Origin of the sequence: Shinella agrisoli, assembly GCF_046557955.1 — a bacterium.
Classification (GTDB): Bacteria; Pseudomonadota; Alphaproteobacteria; order Rhizobiales; family Rhizobiaceae; genus Shinella.
This window is the reverse complement of record NZ_JBJIEP010000013.1, coordinates 149,322-165,956: the sequence shown is the minus strand read 5'-3', so window position 1 is coordinate 165,956 and position 16,635 is coordinate 149,322. Positions and strand designations below refer to the sequence as shown.

At 66.4% G+C, this 16,635-nt stretch carries 12 protein-coding genes and 1 tRNA gene; 12 read left to right on the top strand and 1 reads right to left on the bottom strand.

The window, feature by feature from the left end; genetic code table 11:
• Window positions 1–13: 13 nt before the first annotated feature.
• From ACIIOY_RS15315 to ACIIOY_RS15285, 7 genes are all read left to right on the top strand, one after another.
• The gene (locus ACIIOY_RS15315; RefSeq protein WP_411035537.1) at window positions 14–3,340 is read left to right on the top strand and encodes a c-type cytochrome; all 3,327 of its coding nucleotides are present in this window, start codon (window positions 14–16) and stop codon (window positions 3,338–3,340) included.
• A gap of 67 nt (window positions 3,341–3,407) precedes the next feature.
• Window positions 3,408–4,304 carry an OmpA family protein gene (locus ACIIOY_RS15310; RefSeq protein ID WP_411035536.1) on the top strand — a complete coding sequence of 299 codons (897 nt, stop codon included), beginning with the start codon at window positions 3,408–3,410 and terminating at the stop codon, window positions 4,302–4,304.
• Complete coding sequence (locus tag ACIIOY_RS15305) at window positions 4,301–5,875, top strand: caspase family protein (RefSeq protein WP_411035535.1); 1,575 nt, start codon at window positions 4,301–4,303, stop codon at window positions 5,873–5,875. The genes ACIIOY_RS15310 and ACIIOY_RS15305 overlap by 4 nt, the downstream gene beginning before the upstream one ends.
• A complete protein-coding gene (locus tag ACIIOY_RS15300; RefSeq protein ID WP_411035534.1) occupies window positions 5,875–7,413 on the top strand; it encodes a caspase family protein in 1,539 nt (512 codons plus the stop codon). The genes ACIIOY_RS15305 and ACIIOY_RS15300 overlap by 1 nt, the downstream gene beginning before the upstream one ends.
• 148 nt (window positions 7,414–7,561) lie before the next feature.
• Window positions 7,562–7,637 (top strand) — tRNA-Lys (locus ACIIOY_RS15295).
• 148 nt (window positions 7,638–7,785) lie between these two features.
• Window positions 7,786–8,535 (top strand): cytochrome c biogenesis CcdA family protein, encoded by a 750-nt coding sequence (locus tag ACIIOY_RS15290; RefSeq protein WP_411035533.1) that lies wholly within the window; start codon window positions 7,786–7,788, stop codon window positions 8,533–8,535.
• A gap of 82 nt (window positions 8,536–8,617) precedes the next feature.
• Window positions 8,618–9,580, top strand: coding sequence for an AEC family transporter (locus ACIIOY_RS15285; protein WP_411035532.1), 963 nt, complete (start codon window positions 8,618–8,620; stop codon window positions 9,578–9,580).
• Here ACIIOY_RS15285 and ACIIOY_RS15280 read toward each other — a convergent pair.
• Window positions 9,548–10,753 carry a UbiH/UbiF family hydroxylase gene (locus ACIIOY_RS15280; protein WP_411035531.1) on the bottom strand — a complete coding sequence of 402 codons (1,206 nt, stop codon included), beginning with the start codon at window positions 10,751–10,753 and terminating at the stop codon, window positions 9,548–9,550. The two genes, ACIIOY_RS15285 and ACIIOY_RS15280, sit on opposite strands and share 33 nt — an antisense overlap.
• Before the next feature lie 248 nt (window positions 10,754–11,001).
• Between ACIIOY_RS15280 and pcsA the strand changes: the two genes are divergently transcribed.
• The 5 genes from pcsA to ACIIOY_RS15255 all read left to right on the top strand — a co-directional run bounded on the left by pcsA (window position 11,002) and on the right by ACIIOY_RS15255 (window position 16,612).
• Window positions 11,002–11,727 (top strand): phosphatidylcholine synthase, encoded by a 726-nt coding sequence (gene pcsA / locus ACIIOY_RS15275; RefSeq protein WP_411035530.1) that lies wholly within the window; start codon window positions 11,002–11,004, stop codon window positions 11,725–11,727.
• Between the two features lie 284 nt (window positions 11,728–12,011).
• On the top strand, window positions 12,012–12,983 hold the full coding sequence (locus tag ACIIOY_RS15270; protein ID WP_411035529.1) for a quinone oxidoreductase family protein: 972 nt from the start codon (window positions 12,012–12,014) through the stop codon (window positions 12,981–12,983).
• 50 nt (window positions 12,984–13,033) lie between these two features.
• On the top strand, window positions 13,034–14,608 hold the full coding sequence (locus ACIIOY_RS15265; RefSeq protein WP_411035528.1) for an ABC transporter ATP-binding protein: 1,575 nt from the start codon (window positions 13,034–13,036) through the stop codon (window positions 14,606–14,608).
• Window positions 14,598–15,692, top strand: coding sequence for an ABC transporter permease (locus ACIIOY_RS15260; RefSeq protein WP_411035527.1), 1,095 nt, complete (start codon window positions 14,598–14,600; stop codon window positions 15,690–15,692). Before ACIIOY_RS15265 ends, ACIIOY_RS15260 begins: the two co-directional genes overlap by 11 nt.
• A complete protein-coding gene (locus ACIIOY_RS15255; protein ID WP_411035526.1) occupies window positions 15,692–16,612 on the top strand; it encodes an ABC transporter permease in 921 nt (306 codons plus the stop codon). Before ACIIOY_RS15260 ends, ACIIOY_RS15255 begins: the two co-directional genes overlap by 1 nt.
• The last annotated feature ends 23 nt before the right edge of the window (window positions 16,613–16,635 follow it).

Here is a 16,635-nt window from a genome sequence, read left to right as displayed (position 1 = left end):
AAGGGAACAAGCCATGCGCGTGTTCAGCACATCATTCTTCCGACCGGGCAAACGGCTCGCCGCGGCGCTTGGCATCGCCATGACGGTGGCCTGTCCCGCCGGCGCGTTCGCCATCGACCAGTTCGCGCCGGACGCCTACGGCACCTACCAGGCGAACGCCGAGAACGGCAAGCTCATGTTCAACGCCGCCGGCTGCGGCGCGTGCCACGGTTCCGGCGACAACACGGAACTGCTGTCCGGCGGCATGGAAATGCAGACGGCGATCGGGAAGTTCTTCGCGCCGAACATCTCGGCCCATCCGAACGGCATCGGCGGCTGGTCCAATGCGGACTTCCTGAACGCGGTGATGGTCGGCCTCGACAAGGAGGGCAACAACCTCTACCCGGTCATGCCCTATACGTCCTACGGCGGCATGAAGCCGGAGGACGTCCTGGACATCAAGGCCTATATCGAGACGCTGCCGCAGTCGGACGCCGCCTCGAAGGAACACGAGATCGCCTTCCCCTTCAGCCGCCAGACGACGATCACCCTGTGGAAGCGCAGCCATTTCAACGTGCAGGCCTACCAGCCGCGCGAGGAGACGCAGATGGAGCGCGGCCGCTACCTCGTCGAGAATGTCGGCGGCTGCGGCGATTGCCACACGCCGCGCACGACGACCTACGGCCTCGATCTCACCCGCGCCTACGAGGGCGAAAAGGGCCTGACCGGCGCGGTCGCCCCCGACATCACCAAGGCGCGCATGAGCGGGCTCGCCTCGCATGAGGTCTTCACCCGGGGCCTGATCGAGGAGGGCAAGAAGCTCTCCGGCTCGCCGCTCTCCGATCCGGTCATGCGCCGCATTGCCCAGGGCCTTGCAGCGCTGCCCGAAGAGGACAGGCAGGCCATGTACGCCTTCCTTGCCGACCGCGAGGTGAAGGTGACGCCCGTCGAGACCAGCTCGACGCCGGTCTGCAGCGAGGCGACGGCGGAAACGGCGCTGACGGCCGGCGGCGGCAGCGCGGAGTTCGCGTCGGCGGCCGATGCCTTCATCGGCAAATATTGCCGCAACTGCCACGGCCCGGGCGAAAGCTCGCAGGGCTCCTTCCCGGCGGGCGACCTCGCCTCGATCGCCGCCAGCCCGGCCTTCGTGACGCCGGGCGACGCTTCCAAGTCGCTGCTCTATACCAGCGTGACCAGCGGCCGCATGCCGCTCGGCAAGCGGCCCGCCGATGCCGAGGTGCAGAGCCTTGCCGACTGGATCAACTCGCTGAACCAGGCGGCCATCCCGACGGCGGTTTCCGCCACGCAGACCCAGCGCGCGCGCCCGATGCTGCAATATCTCGACTTCGTCGAGCTGGCGTTGCGCGACATCTCGAAGATCGACGAGCACGACCAGCCGTTCATGCGCTACTTCAGCTACCGCGACCAGTACAACGGCATGATGAGCTGCGAAACGCACGAGACCTTCATGAAGCGCATGAAGGTGCTTGCCGGCGGCTTCAAGAAGCTGCTTAACTCGCTCTCCTACGGCCCGGAGCTCGTGATCCCCGAAGAGGTGGAAGGCTCCGACGGCCTGCTCGTGCGCGTCGACCTGCGCGACCTCGAATGGAGCCAGGACGACTACGACTTCCTGATCAACGAGTATTTCTACGGCGTCGACCCGGCGAGCGACGCGCAGCTGCACTCCCTCGCCAAGGCGACGCAGACCCAGCTTCCGATCATGCGCATCGATTGGTTCATGAGCAACGGCGCACGGCCGAAGGTCTACAACCGCCTCATGAAGCTGCCGACGCATATCCGCGAACTGGAAAAACGCTTCCAGATCGACGTCGACCAGAACATTATCCGGCGCCGCATCGTGCGTGCCGGCTTCGCCGACGGCTCGTCGGGCGTCTCCGACCACAACCGCATGCTGGAACGGCACGACATGCCCTTCGGCGGCTACTACTGGAAGTCCTACGACTTTGCGGGCGACGTCGGCCGCCAGTCGCTCAAGCGCTTCCCGCACGGCCCGAAGGAGGTTCCGCTCAAGGCCGGCCTCGAGCCCTTCGAGCATGACGGCGGCGAGATGATCTTCTCGCTCCCCAACGGCATGCAGGGCTACTATCTCTCGACGGCCGAGGGCGCGCAGCTCGATGTCGGCCCGACGGCGATCGTCTCCTTCCGCAAGCGGCCGATCGGCAAGGGCGTCGAGATCATCAACGCGCGCTCCTGCTTCGACTGCCACTTCGACGGCATCCTGTCGAAGCGCGACCAGATCCGCGAGCATATCGAGACCTCGACGCTGTTCTCCAAGGACCAGCAGGACGAGCTGCTCGCCATCTACGTGCCGCAGGAGGAACTGAACGAGGTCTACAAGCGCGACACGGACCGCTTCGTCGCCGCGCTCGACCGGCTCGGCATCACCGAACCGACGGCCGGCGGCGGCAAGACCAGCCTGAAGGCGCCCGGCGGCGCGGAGATCTTCACCTACTTCGCCGACAAGTACGAGGACGAGCTGAACTTCGAGCAGCTTGCCGCCGAGTTCGACATGACGCCGGAGCAGTTCGCCTCGGACATCCGCCGCCTTACCGACGTCAACGCCCTGCGCATCGGCATCGACTGGGTCGCGACGCTCGAATCGGGCGCCACGATCCCGCGCGTCGAGGTCGAGGAGCAGTTCGCCTTCATGCTGGAGCCCCTGCTGCAGCTGCGCCCCCTGAAGCGCGGCGTCAATCCCGACGTGGCGAACACCGGCACGGCGACCTACGACCAGCAGGCCGGCAGCGCCGGCTACCAGCAGGCGGACCAGAAGCAGGAGCAGGCCGCCACCAACACCGGCGCCTACCAGCAGCCTTCGCAGGGCCAGGCGACGGGCGGCGACCAGTATGCGGGCGCCGCAAGCGCAGGCTATGCCGTGCCGGCCTACAAGCAGGACGACAAGGCGCAGGCCGACAAGGTGAAGCTTGCCCTGCACGTGCCCTCGACGACGGCGAAGGTGGGCGACTACCTGAGCTTCGAGCTCAGCACGAACCATGCCTGCGAGCTCCAGGTCGTCTATGTGGAGGACACCGGCACCGTCGAGATCATCCCGGACGTGATGATCGGCAACACGACGCTCAATCCCGGGGAACGCCGCCTCATACCGCAGCCCGGAACAGGCAACCTGACCTTCGATTCGCCGTCGCCCGGCGAAACGATGATCGCCTTCTGCCGCGTCGGCGGTCTCGGCGACCAGAAGCTGACGGCCGAGAAGGCCAAGCAGCTGGTGGCCGGCTCGAAGCAGCCGGCGACCCGCGGCCTTGCCATCAACCTTGCCAAGCAGGCACAGCAGGACAACGGCGCGAGCGGCCTCCAGATGGTGACGTTCGAGATCAAGTGATAACAAGGGCAGGGGCCTTCGGCCCCCGCTCATTCGTTTACCGAGGATATTGGGGGCTGGACCGACAATGCTGATGCGATCCCTAGCGGCGACACTCTTCGTACTGGCCGGCGCCGCACCGGCCGCCGCGGCCTGCGACGCCTTCACCGGCGTCATCGAGGCGTTCAACGCGGGCGACGAGCAGAAAGCGCGCTCCATTGCCGAAACCGCAGGCACGGCCAACTGCAGCGCCAACGAGCGCACGCTCGTCGGGCGCGTCGCGGCGCTCGCCACCTTCAACCGCATCGCCACCGACGTCGGCAACGGCGGCCGGCTCTCCGATCACCGCCAGGTGCTCGAAGACCTCCAGAAGCAGTACGGCGGCCCCTGGCAGGTCTACGATGCGCTCGGCGACCTCGCACGCGAGCGCAAGGACTACGAGCAGGCCGCGCGTCTCTATCAGCTTGCCCTGGAGGACGGCTCGAACGAGACGCTGACGCCGGACTGGATGGCGCCGGACGAGCAGTACATCCTGCGGCTCGACAGGCTCGCCAGCGAAATGCGCCTCGCCGCGCCCCGCCCGGTACAGCTCGCCATGCGCGGCGGCTGCAAGGTCTCCTTCCGCGGCGTGAAGATCAAGAAGAAGTCGACGCCGGTGCGCTACGTCTTCGGCACCGCGGATTTCACGCCGGAGGGCGTCGAGGCGGCCAAGGACCTCGCCGAATGCCTGAAGACCGTAAAACCCGCCTCGATCAAGCTGATCGGCCATACGGACCCGGTCGGGTCGGCTGAAGCGAACTACAAGCTCTCGCTCGCGCGCGCCGAAACGCTGAAGAACTACCTCTCCAGCGCCGGCTATGCCGGCACGATCACGACAGAGGGCAAGGGCGAGGATCAGCCCTTCGAGCCGGACGATGCCAGCGCCTACGACACGGAGACGCTGAACCAGCTGCACCGGCGGGTGGAAGTGGACGTGGAAGGATGACGACGCTGCCCCGCCTGCTGGCGCTTTTCCTTGCCGCCGCGCTTCCCGGCCCCGCCTTGGCGGCGCAGACCTATGCGCTCGTCGTCGGCGTCGACCAGTATCCGCACGACGTCAGCCTCGACGGAGCGGTGCGGGATGCGGAAGACGTCTATCGTTCGATGAGCGCGGCGGGCTTCACGGTCGTCAAGTTCACCAACGAGCAGGCGCGCAAGGCCGACATCCGCAAGGCCTGGACGGACATGGTGGCGCAGGCCGCGGCCGGAGATACGATCATCTTCACCTATGCGGGCCACGGCGCGCAGATGCCGGAGCTCATCGCCGGCGACGAGGCGGACGGGCTCGACGAATTCCTCCAGCTTCCCGGATTCGACCGCAACCGTCACGAGGAAACCGCGAGCGAGATCATCGTCGACAACGAGATGAACGCCTGGTTCGCCGAGGCCGAAGGCAAGGGCGTGCATGTCCTCTTCGTCTCCGACAGCTGCTTTTCCGGCGGCATGAGCCGGTCGGTCACCGGCAAGACCCGCCTTGCGCCTGCGGTGAAGGTGAAGCTCGCGCCGCCCTCGCAGGAGGCGATCGCGGGCGCGGACCTCAAGGAGATCAACTTCAAGCAGGTGACGGTGCTCGCTGCCTCGCTGGAAAGCCAGCCGACGCCGGAGGTGATCATCGACGGCGAGCCGCGCGGGGCGCTGAGCTGGAGCTTCGCCCGCGCCGTGGAAGGCAGCGCCGACCGCAACGGCGACGGCGTCATCACGCGCATCGAGCTGGAAGACTACATTTTCTCCAACGTGAAGAACCGTTCCGAAGCCTTGCAGGTGCCGAACTTCATGCCGCAGGTGGCGCGCTCGGAGAGCGAGGTCGTCGTCACGCTGACCCGCGGCATCCCGGTCGACACCGCCGGCAATGCCGCCACGACGACGGATGCCGGCAGCGCCGCCGCCACGGGCAAGGTCATCAGGCCGGTCAGCGAGCTCGGCTGGACCGGCAAGATCGCCCTGCAGATCGACGGTGACGCCGAAAGGCCGCAGAGCGCGGACGGGGCCGGCACGCCCTTCCGCTGGGACGTGGCCAGCGGCGTCTTCTACACGCCGAACGGCGACGTCGCGGCGGAAAACATCGGCCCGGACCGCATCCAGGCCGTGGTGGACAAGTTCGTGCTGCTCGATTTCCTGAAGGCCATGGCGAGCCAGAATCCCGGCTCCGTCTCGCTGACGCCGGTGAAGGACATCTACGCGGCCGGCACCCGCCTGCGTTTCGACGCGCCGCCCGGCCGCTATCCCAACATGCTGGTCTTCAACCTGGCCAATACGGGCGAGGTGCAGTTCCTGGACATGCAGGTGGCGGGCACGAACAGCGCGCAGTTCAAGCTGACGGACGTCGAGATCGTCAAGCCCTTCGGCGCCGACCACCTGATCACGATCTGGACCGGCGAGCCGGTCGACGCCATCGGCGCCGTGCTCGCCGACCGCAACGTGACCTCCGCGACCTTGCTTCAGGCGCTGATGACGCGGCTCGACGGCAAGGAGGCGAGCGTCGCCATTCAACCCCTCTACACGCGGGAAACGCTCTGATGATCCGTTACGCCGCCGCCCTCCTGCTTTCGCTTTGCCTGTTCTCCGGCGCCGCGGCGGCCGACCGCGCGCTCCTGGTCGGCATCGGCACCTATGCCTCGCTGCCGGAAAAGATGTTCCTCGAAGGGCCGAAGAACGACGTGCCGCTGATCGAGAAGCTTCTGAAGGAGAAACACGGCTACCCGGCCGATTCGATCCGCATCCTGCGCGACAAGGACGCCACCCGTGCAGCGATCCTCGCCAGCATCGAGGAGTGGCTGATCAACGGCACCCAGCCGGGCGACCGCGCCTACCTCTATTTCTCCGGCCATGGCCTCCAGGTCAAGGACCAGAGCGGGGACGAGGAGGACGGGCTCGACGAGGCGCTCTCGACCTTCGACATCGTCGCGGGCGACGGCGACTGGACGAACGTCATCCTCGACGACGAGATCGACGCGATGCTGGTAAAGCTCAAGGACCGCGCCGTTTCCATCGTCATCGACGCCTGCCATTCCGGCACGATCTCCCGCTCGCTCTCGACGCAGGTCGGCGATGCGATGGAAAGCGCCCGCTTCCTGCCGCGGCCCCATGCCAAGCCGGTGGAAGAGGTGAAGATGCGGGGCCTGCGCATCGATGTCGCCGTGGTCGACAAGCCGGACATCGTCAAGCAGAACGGCATCGAGGCCTGGAGCGCGGCCTCCTCCTATCAGGTCGCCTGGGACGATACGCGCCTGCCGCCGGAAGAGCGCCACGGCGTCTTCACGCTGTCCTACGTCAACGGCCACGAGATTTCCGCCGCCGACAGCAACGGCAACGGCATCGTCTCCAATGCCGAACTGCTCGAATATGTGAAGAAGCAGTCGCAAGCCTACTGCGCGCTGCAGAGCCAGTGCCAGGCGCTCGATCCGCAGCTCGAGGTGAACTACGCCCTGCTCGGCGCCAGCGCCGTGAGCCCGGCCGGCGGGACCGCCGGCCAGCAGGCGCAGCAGTACGACCAGCAGCAGACGCCCGACTACGGCAAGGTCGAGGAGGTGAAGATCGAGAACACGCCGCAGACCGCCTATGTTGCGGCCGATCCGGTCGATGCCGTCGGCGACATCCTCGGCAAGCCGCAGACGGGCGACGTCAAGGTGGCCCTTTCCTCCGACTACCTGAAGAACGGCGACGTCTTCCGCATCACGGTGACGAGCGCCACGGGCGGGCACCTCATCCTCTACGACGTCGACAAGGACGGCAAGGCGACGCAGATCTTTCCGAACGAGGCGGCCCGGAAGGTCACGCGCCTTGCGGCCAATACGCCCATCACCATTCCCGACGACTACTACGGCTTCGACTTCGAGGCCGAAGGCCCGAGCGAGAACGTGCTGGTGGCGATCGTCGTTGCCGACGACGTCGATCTCACCAAGGTCGCGCCCAACGAATACGGCCTGACGAAGGAGCTCGACGCGCGCACCACCATCGCCGACATCGCCGGCGCCCTGAAGCAGACCTGGACGCGCGATACCGAGAACCGCAGCGTCAACTGGTCGCTCGGCCTGCTGAAATATGCGGTGTACTGAACCGGTCTGCCGCATCGTTTCGGGAAGGAAGCGATGCGGCCGCCGCGCGTGGCAAAAGCTGTTTTCCGGTGCATTTTCCGGGTTGACCCGGCAGAACCTCCTGCCTATGTTCCGCGCACTTCCGCGGGGCGCCTTCCGCCACGCTCGGGAGCGCGTAGCTCAGCCGGTAGAGCAACTGACTTTTAATCAGTAGGTCCAGGGTTCGAATCCCTGCGCGCTCACCACCCGTCTCCTGGAATGACATTTCGCCGCGTTCGCTAAAAGGTGATTGGCAGGAGAGGCCTGCCGCGGCTATCTGGGGCGCAGACGGAGGTGCGGGCAGGGCCGTTCGATGGCCGGGCCGCTTTTCCTCCGGCCGTCGTGGAGTGTTCCTTGTCGATTGCCGATATTTCCCTTCTGAGTGCGCTTCTGGCCGGGGCACTGTCGTTCCTGTCGCCCTGCGTGCTGCCGCTGGTGCCGCCCTATCTCTGTTACATGGCGGGCATTTCGGTGGACCAGTTCCGCGGGAGCGAGGCGGTGGCGGTCCGGCGCGATACGCGCGGGGCGGTGCTGCTGGCGGCCTTCTTCTTCACGCTCGGCTTTGCCACCGTCTTCGTGGCGCTCGGCGCCGGGGCCTCGACGATCGGCATGGTGCTGCGCCGCCATCTCGACATTCTCGCGCAGGTCGGCGGCGTCATCATCATCCTGATGGGCCTGCATTTCCTCGGCGTGTTGCGCATCGGACTCTTCGCCCGCGAGGCGCGCTTCCAGGGCGGCGGCAAGCCGGCGACGGCCTCCGGCGCCTATATCATGGGCCTTGCCTTCGCCTTCGGCTGGACACCCTGCATCGGACCGGTGCTGGGCGCGATCCTCGGCGTTGCGGCGGCGCGCGAAACGGTCGGCGACGGGGCGGCCCTGCTTGCGGTCTACTCGCTGGGGCTTGCCGTGCCGTTCTGGATCGCGGCTGGCTTTTCCGGCGCCTTCATGCGCTTTCTCGTGCGTTTCCGCCGCCATCTCGGTGCGGTGGAGAAGGTCATGGGCGTGCTCCTGATCCTCACCGGACTTGCCTTCATCTTCGGCTATATCAGCGCGGTCGCCATCTGGTTCCAGCAAACGTTTCCCATTCTCTCGCAAATCGGCTAGAGCCTCGTTCATGCGTCCATCCGGACGCGTGGCGTCTGGTCAGGGATGGGGATCCTCAGCAAGCGGGAGTCGGCTGCGGCCAATGGCAGACATTATCGGACTGGTCCTGCCGTTCTTCGGCATGATTCTCCTCGGCTATGCGGTCGCGAAGATCACGAAGCAGCCGGTCGAGGCGCTCGGCTGGCTCAACACCTTCATCATCTACATAGCGCTGCCCGCGCTGTTCTTCAAGCTGGTGGCGAAGACGCCGGTCGAGCAGCTGACGCGTATCGACTTCATCGTCGCCAATGTCGGCGCCACCTACCTCGTCTTCGGCCTGATCTTCGCGGTCGGCCTCTGGCTGCGGCGCGCGAGCGTGGGCGAGGCGACGATCCAGGGGCTCGCCGCCGCCTATGGCAATATAGGCTACATGGGGCCGGGGCTGGCGCTGCTCGCCTTCGGCGAGCCTGCCGCGGTGCCTGTGGCACTCGTCTTCTGCTTCGAGAACATGCTGCATTTCACGGTCGCGCCGGCGCTGATGGCGCTCGCCGGCGGCGAAAGGCGGCCGGCGGCCCAGATCGCCGGCGATACCGTGCGCAAGATCGTCACGCATCCGTTCATCATCGCCACGGCGGCGGGCTTCGTCGCGGCCTTTGCCGGCTTCGAGCCGCCGGCGCCGCTGCAGCGCCTGATCGACTACCTGGCGCAGGCGGCGGCACCCTGCGCCCTTTTCGCCATGGGCGTCACGCTGGCGCTGCGCCCCTTGAAGCGCGTGCCGGTGGAGATCGGCTACATCGTGCCGGCGAAGCTGCTGCTGCTGCCGGTCACCATGTATCTTGTGCTCGGGCTTGCCGGCAATTTCGATCCGGTGTGGGTGTTCACGGCCGTGTTGCTCGCCGCGCTGCCGACGGCGACGAACGTCTTCGTCATCGGCCAGCAATATGGCGTGTGGCAGGAGCGCGCGTCGGCGACCATCCTCATAACGACCGTGCTGTCCGTCGCGACGGTGACGATCCTGCTCTACCTCGTCAAGTCAGGCCTGCTTGCGGGCGACCCGTTCCCTTAGCGTCTCGCGAAAGGCCTTCAGCGAGCCGAGCGGCTCGATGCCTTCCCGCATGACGATGCTGCGCAGCGGCCCGAGCGCCGAGAGAAGGTGGAGGCCCGCGGACCGCAGGAACTGCACCGGCAGGAAATCCGAAAGCAGCGAGCGGTTGAGCAGGTCGACGCTCATGGTGCGCGAGCGGATGTCGACCTGGCGCCTGCGGTCGAAGCGCTCGCCGATGCCCGCATGGGCCATTTCGCTGCCAAGGACGATCTCCTTGAGCGCCATGATGTCGCGCAGGCTGAGGTTGAGGCCCTGCGCGCCGATCGGCGGGAAGGCGTGCGCCGCCTCGCCGACGAGCACGAAGCGCCCCTTGCCGAAACGATGAGCCGTCATGCCGGAGAGCGGGAAACTCTGCGCCTCGCCCTCGACGGCGACCTTGCCGAGCATGGATTGCATGCGCTCCTCGACGGCACGGCTGAGATCGGCGGCGGGCAGTTCGCGCAGCCGGGCCGCCTCCTTCGGCGGCAGGACCCAGACGAGGCTGGAACGACGGCCGGGCAGGGGAACCTGGGTAAAGGGGCCGCTTTCCGTGTGGAATTCCGTCGAGACGTTGCCGTGCGGGCGCTCATGCGAGAAGTTCAGCACGAGCGCGGACTGCGGATAGGCCCAGGAGCGCACGCCGATTCCGGCGCTGTCGCGGATGCGCGATGCCTTGCCGTCCGCGCCGACGACGAGAGCCGCCATCACGCGTTCGCCGTCATCGAGCACGAGTTCGACGCCCGTCTCGAAGGCGTTCGCGGCCGTCACGCCGTTTTCCAGCCGCACGATATTGTCCTGCGCCGCGATGCGCGCGTCCAGCACCTCAAGGAAGGGGGCATTCGGGATGTTGTAGCCGAATGCGTCGAGGCCGACCTCGCTGGAGCGAAACGCGACGGGTGGCGCGCGCAGGAGCCGCGACGTGCCGTCGAGGATCTGCATGGCCTCCAGCGCCGCGGCATGCCGTGCGATCTCGTCCCACAGGCCGAGCGCCTTCAGGAAGGCGATCGACTGGTCCATGAGGGCCGTCGTGCGGCCGTCGGCGGCGCGGGCCGGCGGCGCGATCAGCGCGACGGCGCGTCCCGAATCGGCAAGGGCGAGGGCCGCAAGGCTGCCGGCAAGACCGGCGCCGACGATCGCGATATCGAATTGTCTCATGACCGACCTCCGAAGCGAGAAGCTTTACCCACAGATTTGCTGTGCTTCTAACGGGGAAGACTAGGGCCGCAAAGGGGCAATTTCCATGGGATGAATCGGCGCAGGCCCCGCAGCCGCCCGCCAGCCCGCCGATTTTCGCTGGCGATGCCGGGCAATCAATGCATATTACCGGCAGTGACCGCACAAGAGGGCGCTTCGGCGGGTCGCGGCCGATGAGAAAGCCCCAAGGGATTGGACAGCGAACGGCAATGAAGTTTTTCAACTACAAGCGCGTGCCCTACGCGGAAATACGTGCCTTTTCCGTCCATATCCTGACGGCTTCCGGTTCGTTCCTCGCCTTCCTCGGCGTCGTGGCCGCTGCGGAACACCGTTTCGTGGACATGTTCTGGTGGCTCGGCCTTGCGCTGCTGGTCGACGGCATCGACGGGCCGATCGCGCGCAAGGTGCGCGTCAAGGAAGTGCTGCCGAACTGGTCCGGCGACACGCTGGACAATGTCATCGACTACGTGACCTACGTGCTGCTGCCGGCCTTCGCGCTCTACCAGAGCGGCATGATCGGCGAGCCCTGGTCCTTCGTGGCCGCCGGCGCCATCGTGATGTCGAGCGCGATCTACTACGCCGACATGGGCATGAAGACGGACGAATACTTCTTCTCCGGCTTCCCCGTCGTCTGGAACATGGTGGTGTTCACGCTCTTCGTGATCAAGGCGAGCGAGCTGACGGCGTCGATCGTCGTCTTCGTCTCCGTCTTCCTCACCTTCATGCCGATCAATTTCCTGCATCCGGTGCGCGTAGAACGGCTGCGGACGGTCAATCTTGCCGTCTTTTTCCTCTGGGTGATCCTCGGTATCTATGCACTCCTCATGCACTTCGAAACGCCGGCCTGGGTCGTCTGGGGCGTCGTTGCGACGGGGCTGTATCTGTATGTCATCGGGGCCGTGCTGCAGGTGTTTCCCAATCTCGGCCGCCGCTAGGGTCTGTACTTGATCAGGATGGGTGTTCTGTTGTCAGGGACGGGATTGAATGGAAGCGGACAAGCGCAAGGCAAGGCCCGCAGGCTTTGTCGAGCATTGTTCGCGATCAGGCGGCCCGTCCCTGACAACCCGTCGGGCAAGCCGCATTTTGTGCCTGCGGGCGTCGGAAAGGTTTGAAAATGGAGCACATTTCCTGCACCTTTCCTCCTACTCAGGCACAAAATGCGGCTTGCAGAACACCCATCCTGATCGAGTACAGACCCTAGAACGAACGGGAGCATGACATGACCAAGGCGATCGTCGTCCGCAGTCTCGGCGGACCGGAAGTCCTGAAGCTCGAGGACGTGCCGCTCGGCCCGCCGGGGCCGGGCGAGGTGCAGATCCGCCAGGCCGCCGTCGGCCTCAACTTCATCGACGTCTATTTCCGCACCGGCCTCTACAAGGCCGAGCCGCCTTTCGTCCCGGGCAAGGAGGGGGCGGGGACGATCACCGCGCTCGGCGAGGGCATCACGGATTTCGCCGTCGGCGACCGCGTCGCCTATGCCTCGGCGGACGGCGCCTATGCGGCCGAACGCAACGTCGCGACGAAGCACCTGGTCAAGGTGCCGGAAGGCATCTCGCTCGAAACGGCCGCGGGCATGATGCTGAAAGGCATGACGGCGCAATACCTCCTGAACCAGACCTATCAGGTCAAGCCGGGCACGGTCCTGCTGTTCCACGCGGCGGCCGGCGGCGTCGGCCTCATCGCCGGCCAGTGGGCCAAGGCGCTCGGCGCGACCGTGATCGGCACGGCGGGCTCGCAGGCGAAGATCGAGCTGGCCCTGGCGCACGGCTACGACCACGTCATCGATTACGGCAAGGAGGATTTCGTGGCGCGGGTGCGCGATCTGACAGGCGGGGCGGGCGTCGACGTCGTCTACGATTCCGTCGGCAAGGACACGTTCCCGCAGTCGCTGGATTGCCTGAAGCCGCGCGGGCTCTTCGTCAGCTTCGGCAATTCCTCCGGCCCGGTCGAAGCCTTCAATCTCGGCCTCCTGTCGCAGAAGGGTTCGCTCTTCGCCACCCGGCCGACGCTCTTTACCCACATCGCGACGCGCGAGGCGCTGGATGCATGTGCAAACTCGCTCTTTGATATTGTGCAAAGCAACAAAGTGCGTATCAATATTAATCAGACTTATCCGTTGGCGGATGCGGGACGGGCGCACACGGATCTGGAAACAAGAAAAACGAGCGGAACGACGTTGCTCGTTCCCTGACACGGCCCGAACGGGCGGCAGGGGCCGAGTTCGCAGGAAAGAGGGGCAGAGTGTCAGCCGTTGGAGCGTCCGGGGGCAGTCCGTTGCTGGCTGTCCGCAGCCTGACAAAGCTATTCGGTTCGTTTGCCGCGTGTGACGGCATCGACCTCGATATCCGGCCTGGCGAGATCCACGCCCTCCTGGGCGAGAACGGCGCGGGCAAGTCCACTCTGGTGAAGATGCTCTTCGGCGTGCTTGCGCCGACCAGCGGGGACATCCTGTGGAAGGGCGAGGCCGTCCGCATCCCGAGCCCCGGCGCCGCGCGGCGCCTCGGCATCGGGATGGTTTTCCAGCATTTTTCTCTCTTCGAGGCGCTGACGGTCGCGGAGAACATCGCGCTCTCGCTCAGCCCCGGCGTCTCGCTGTCCAAGGTGGCGGAAGAGGCCTCGCGCCTTTCGCATCTCTACGGCCTGCCGCTCGACCCGAAGGCGCACGTCGCCGACCTCTCGGTTGGCGAGCGCCAGCGCATCGAGATCGTGCGCGCGCTCCTGCAGAACCCGGAGCTCATCATCCTCGACGAGCCCACCTCCGTGCTGACGCCGCAGGAGGCCGATCGCCTGTTCGACACGCTCGCCAAGCTGAAGGCCGAAGGCCGCTCGGTGCTCTATATCAGCCATCGCCTGGAGGAGGTGCAGCGCATCTGCGACCGCGCGACGGTGCTTCGCCACGGCAAGGTCACCGGCGCCTGCGACCCGCGCCGGGAAACGCCGGCCTCGCTCGCCCGCATGATGGTCGGCAGCGACGTCGCCTCGGTGAGCGCGGCCGGCACCAGCACCAGGGGCGAGGTGCTGCTCGAGGCGCGGCATTTGAGCGTGCCGGCGCGCACGCCCTTTGCCGTCGCGCTCAAGAACGTCTGTCTCAAGGTGCGGGGCGGCGAGGTGCTGGCGATCGCCGGCGTTGCCGGCAACGGGCAGGGCGAGCTTTTCGATGCGCTGTCCGGCGAATATCCGGTTGCGGACGCTTCCGCCGTCTTCATTCGCGGCAAGGCCGCCGGCATGCTCGGCATCACCGCCCGGCGCCTGATGGGGGCCGGCTTCGTGCCCGAGGAACGGCACGGCCACGCCGCCGTGCCGTCGCTGTCGCTCTCCGACAATCTCGTGCTGGCGCGCAACCAGTCCGACCGCAGGACCTTCCTGTCCGGCGGCGTGCTCGGCATCATCCGCCATGCCGTGGTGCGCATCGCCTCGCGGCGCATCGCCGAGGCGATGGACGTGCGCAAGAGCGGCGACGACCCGGCGGCCGGCTCGCTCTCGGGCGGCAACCTGCAGAAATATATCGTCGGCCGCGAGCTCGACCGCCAGCCGGCCGTGCTGGTCGTCAACCAGCCGACCTGGGGCGTGGATGCCGGAGCGGCGAGCCGCATCCGGCAGGCGCTCGTCGACCTTGCAAGGTCCGGCTCGGCCGTGCTGGTGATCAGCCAGGACCTCGACGAGATCTTCGAGGTGGCGACGGAAATCGCGGTCATCAGCGAGGGCCGGCTTTCCGATGCCTATCCCGCGCACGAGCTGACGCGCGAGAAGATCGGCCTCCTGATGGGCGGCATGTACGGCAAGACGGAAGGCGCGGAGGCGGCCCATGCGCATTGAACTCGAAAAACGCGCGAGCCCGTCAACGCTGTTTTCCGTCCTCTCCCCGTTCCTTGCGCTCGGGCTGACGGTGATCGCCGGCGGCATCATGTTCGCGCTCATCGGCAAGAGCCCCGTCTCGGCGCTCTACAGCTTCTTCATCGAGCCGCTGCTCGACGTCTGGTCGCTGCACGAGATCGCCATCAAGGCGGCGCCGCTGATCCTGATCGGCGCCGGGCTCTCGATCTGTTACCGGTCGAACAACTGGAACATCGGCGCCGAGGGGCAGTTCATCGCGGGCGCCATCGCGGGTGCCATCGTGCCCATCGTCTTCCACGACTGGCATTCCCCGCTCGTCCTGCCGCTGATGCTGATCTGCGGCATGATCGGCGGTGCGCTCTATGCCGCAATCCCCGCCTTCCTCAAGGCGCACATGAACACCAACGAGATCCTGACGAGCCTGATGCTGGTCTACATCGCCCAGCTCTTCCTCGACTGGCTGGTACGCGGACCCTGGCGCAGCCCGGACGCCTACAATTTTCCGGTCTCGCGGGATTTCGCGCCGGAGGCGATCCTGCCGGAGCTCGTCGCCTCGGGCCGCGCCAACCTTGGCTTCGCCTTCGCGATCGTCGCGGCCGTCGGCCTCTGGATCATGATGCGCTACACGCTGAAGGGCTTCGAGATCACCGTGCTCGGCCAGTCGGAGCGGGCAGGGCGCTTCGCCGGCTTCTCCTCCCGGCGGATGATCTGGTTCTCCATGCTGCTCTCCGGCGCGCTCGCCGGGCTTGCCGGCATTTCGGAGGTGAGCGGCGTCATCGGCAAGCTGCAGCCGGTCATCTCGCCCGGCTACGGCTTCACGGCGATCATCGTCGCCTTCCTCGGCCGCCTCAGCCCGCTCGGCATCATCGCCGCCGGCCTGTTCCTGGCGCTGACCTATGTGGGAGGCGAGGCGGTGCAGCTGACGCTCAGCGTTTCCGACAAGGTCACGCGTGTCTTCCAGGGCCTGCTGCTCTTCTTCGTGCTCTCCTGCGACACGCTCATCCAGTACAGGATAAGGCTGGTCTTCTCCCGCCTCGGCCGGGCCAGCGAAGGGGGAGCGCACTGATGGGCATGGTCGAAGCGATCCTTCTTACCGTCATCACCGCGGCAACGCCGCTGGTGCTCGCCTCGCTCGGCGAACTCGTCGCCGAGCGGTCGGGCGTGCTCAATCTCGGCGTCGAAGGCATGATGGTCATGGGCGCCGTGCTCGCCTTCGCGGCGACGCAGGCGACGGGCTCGCCCTATGTCGGCATCCTCGCCGGCATCGCCTGCGGCGCGCTCTTCTCGCTGCTCTTCGGCTTCCTGACGCTGACGCTCGTCGCCAACCAGGTGGCGACCGGCCTCGCGCTCACCATTCTCGGCCTCGGCGTTTCCGGCCAGATCGGCGAGCCCTATGTCGGCATGTCCGGCATCAAGCTCCAGCCGATCGCCATTCCCCTCTTGTCGGATATTCCGTTCCTCGGCCCGCTGCTGTTCAGGCAGGACCTCATCTTCTACCTGTCCATCGCGCTCGTCTTCGGGGTGAACTGGTTCCTGTTCAGGAGCCGCGCCGGCCTGAAAATCCGCGCGATCGGCGACAACCACGCCTCCGCCCACGCGCTCGGCATCCATGTCATCCGCGCGCGCTATCTCGCCGTCATGTTCGGCGGCGCCTGCGCGGGGCTCGCCGGCGCGCAGCTCTCGCTGGTCTACACGCCGCAATGGGTGGAGAACATGTCCGCCGGACGTGGCTGGATCGCGCTGGCGCTCGTCGTCTTCGCTTCGTGGCGGCCCTGGCGGCTGCTTGCGGGCGGCTATCTCTTCGGTGCGGTCTCGATCAGCCAGCTGCATGCCCAGGCGCTCGGCCTCGGCATCCCGTCGCAGTTCCTGTCGGCTCTTCCCTACGCCGCCACTGTTATCGTACTAATCCTGATATCACACAATCGGCGCATGACGCTGATCAACACGCCTGCCTCTCTCGGCAAGCCGTTCGTGCCCGATCGGTGAGAAGAACAAGAAGACGGGAAAAA

What these genes read in the sequence shown, in the direction of transcription:
- ACIIOY_RS15315 (WP_411035537.1), top strand. Translation starts at nt 14, where the DNA reads ATGCGCGTGTTCAGCACATCATTCTTCCGACCGGGCAAACGGCTCGCC.
- ACIIOY_RS15310 (WP_411035536.1), top strand. Translation starts at nt 3,408, where the DNA reads ATGCTGATGCGATCCCTAGCGGCGACACTCTTCGTACTGGCCGGCGCC.
- ACIIOY_RS15305 (WP_411035535.1), top strand. Translation starts at nt 4,301, where the DNA reads ATGACGACGCTGCCCCGCCTGCTGGCGCTTTTCCTTGCCGCCGCGCTT.
- ACIIOY_RS15300 (WP_411035534.1), top strand. Translation starts at nt 5,875, where the DNA reads ATGATCCGTTACGCCGCCGCCCTCCTGCTTTCGCTTTGCCTGTTCTCC.
- ACIIOY_RS15285 (WP_411035532.1), top strand. Translation starts at nt 8,618, where the DNA reads ATGGCAGACATTATCGGACTGGTCCTGCCGTTCTTCGGCATGATTCTC.
- ACIIOY_RS15280 (WP_411035531.1), bottom strand. Translation starts at nt 10,753, where the DNA reads ATGAGACAATTCGATATCGCGATCGTCGGCGCCGGTCTTGCCGGCAGC.
- pcsA (WP_411035530.1), top strand. Translation starts at nt 11,002, where the DNA reads ATGAAGTTTTTCAACTACAAGCGCGTGCCCTACGCGGAAATACGTGCC.
- ACIIOY_RS15270 (WP_411035529.1), top strand. Translation starts at nt 12,012, where the DNA reads ATGACCAAGGCGATCGTCGTCCGCAGTCTCGGCGGACCGGAAGTCCTG.
- ACIIOY_RS15260 (WP_411035527.1), top strand. Translation starts at nt 14,598, where the DNA reads ATGCGCATTGAACTCGAAAAACGCGCGAGCCCGTCAACGCTGTTTTCC.
- ACIIOY_RS15255 (WP_411035526.1), top strand. Translation starts at nt 15,692, where the DNA reads ATGGGCATGGTCGAAGCGATCCTTCTTACCGTCATCACCGCGGCAACG.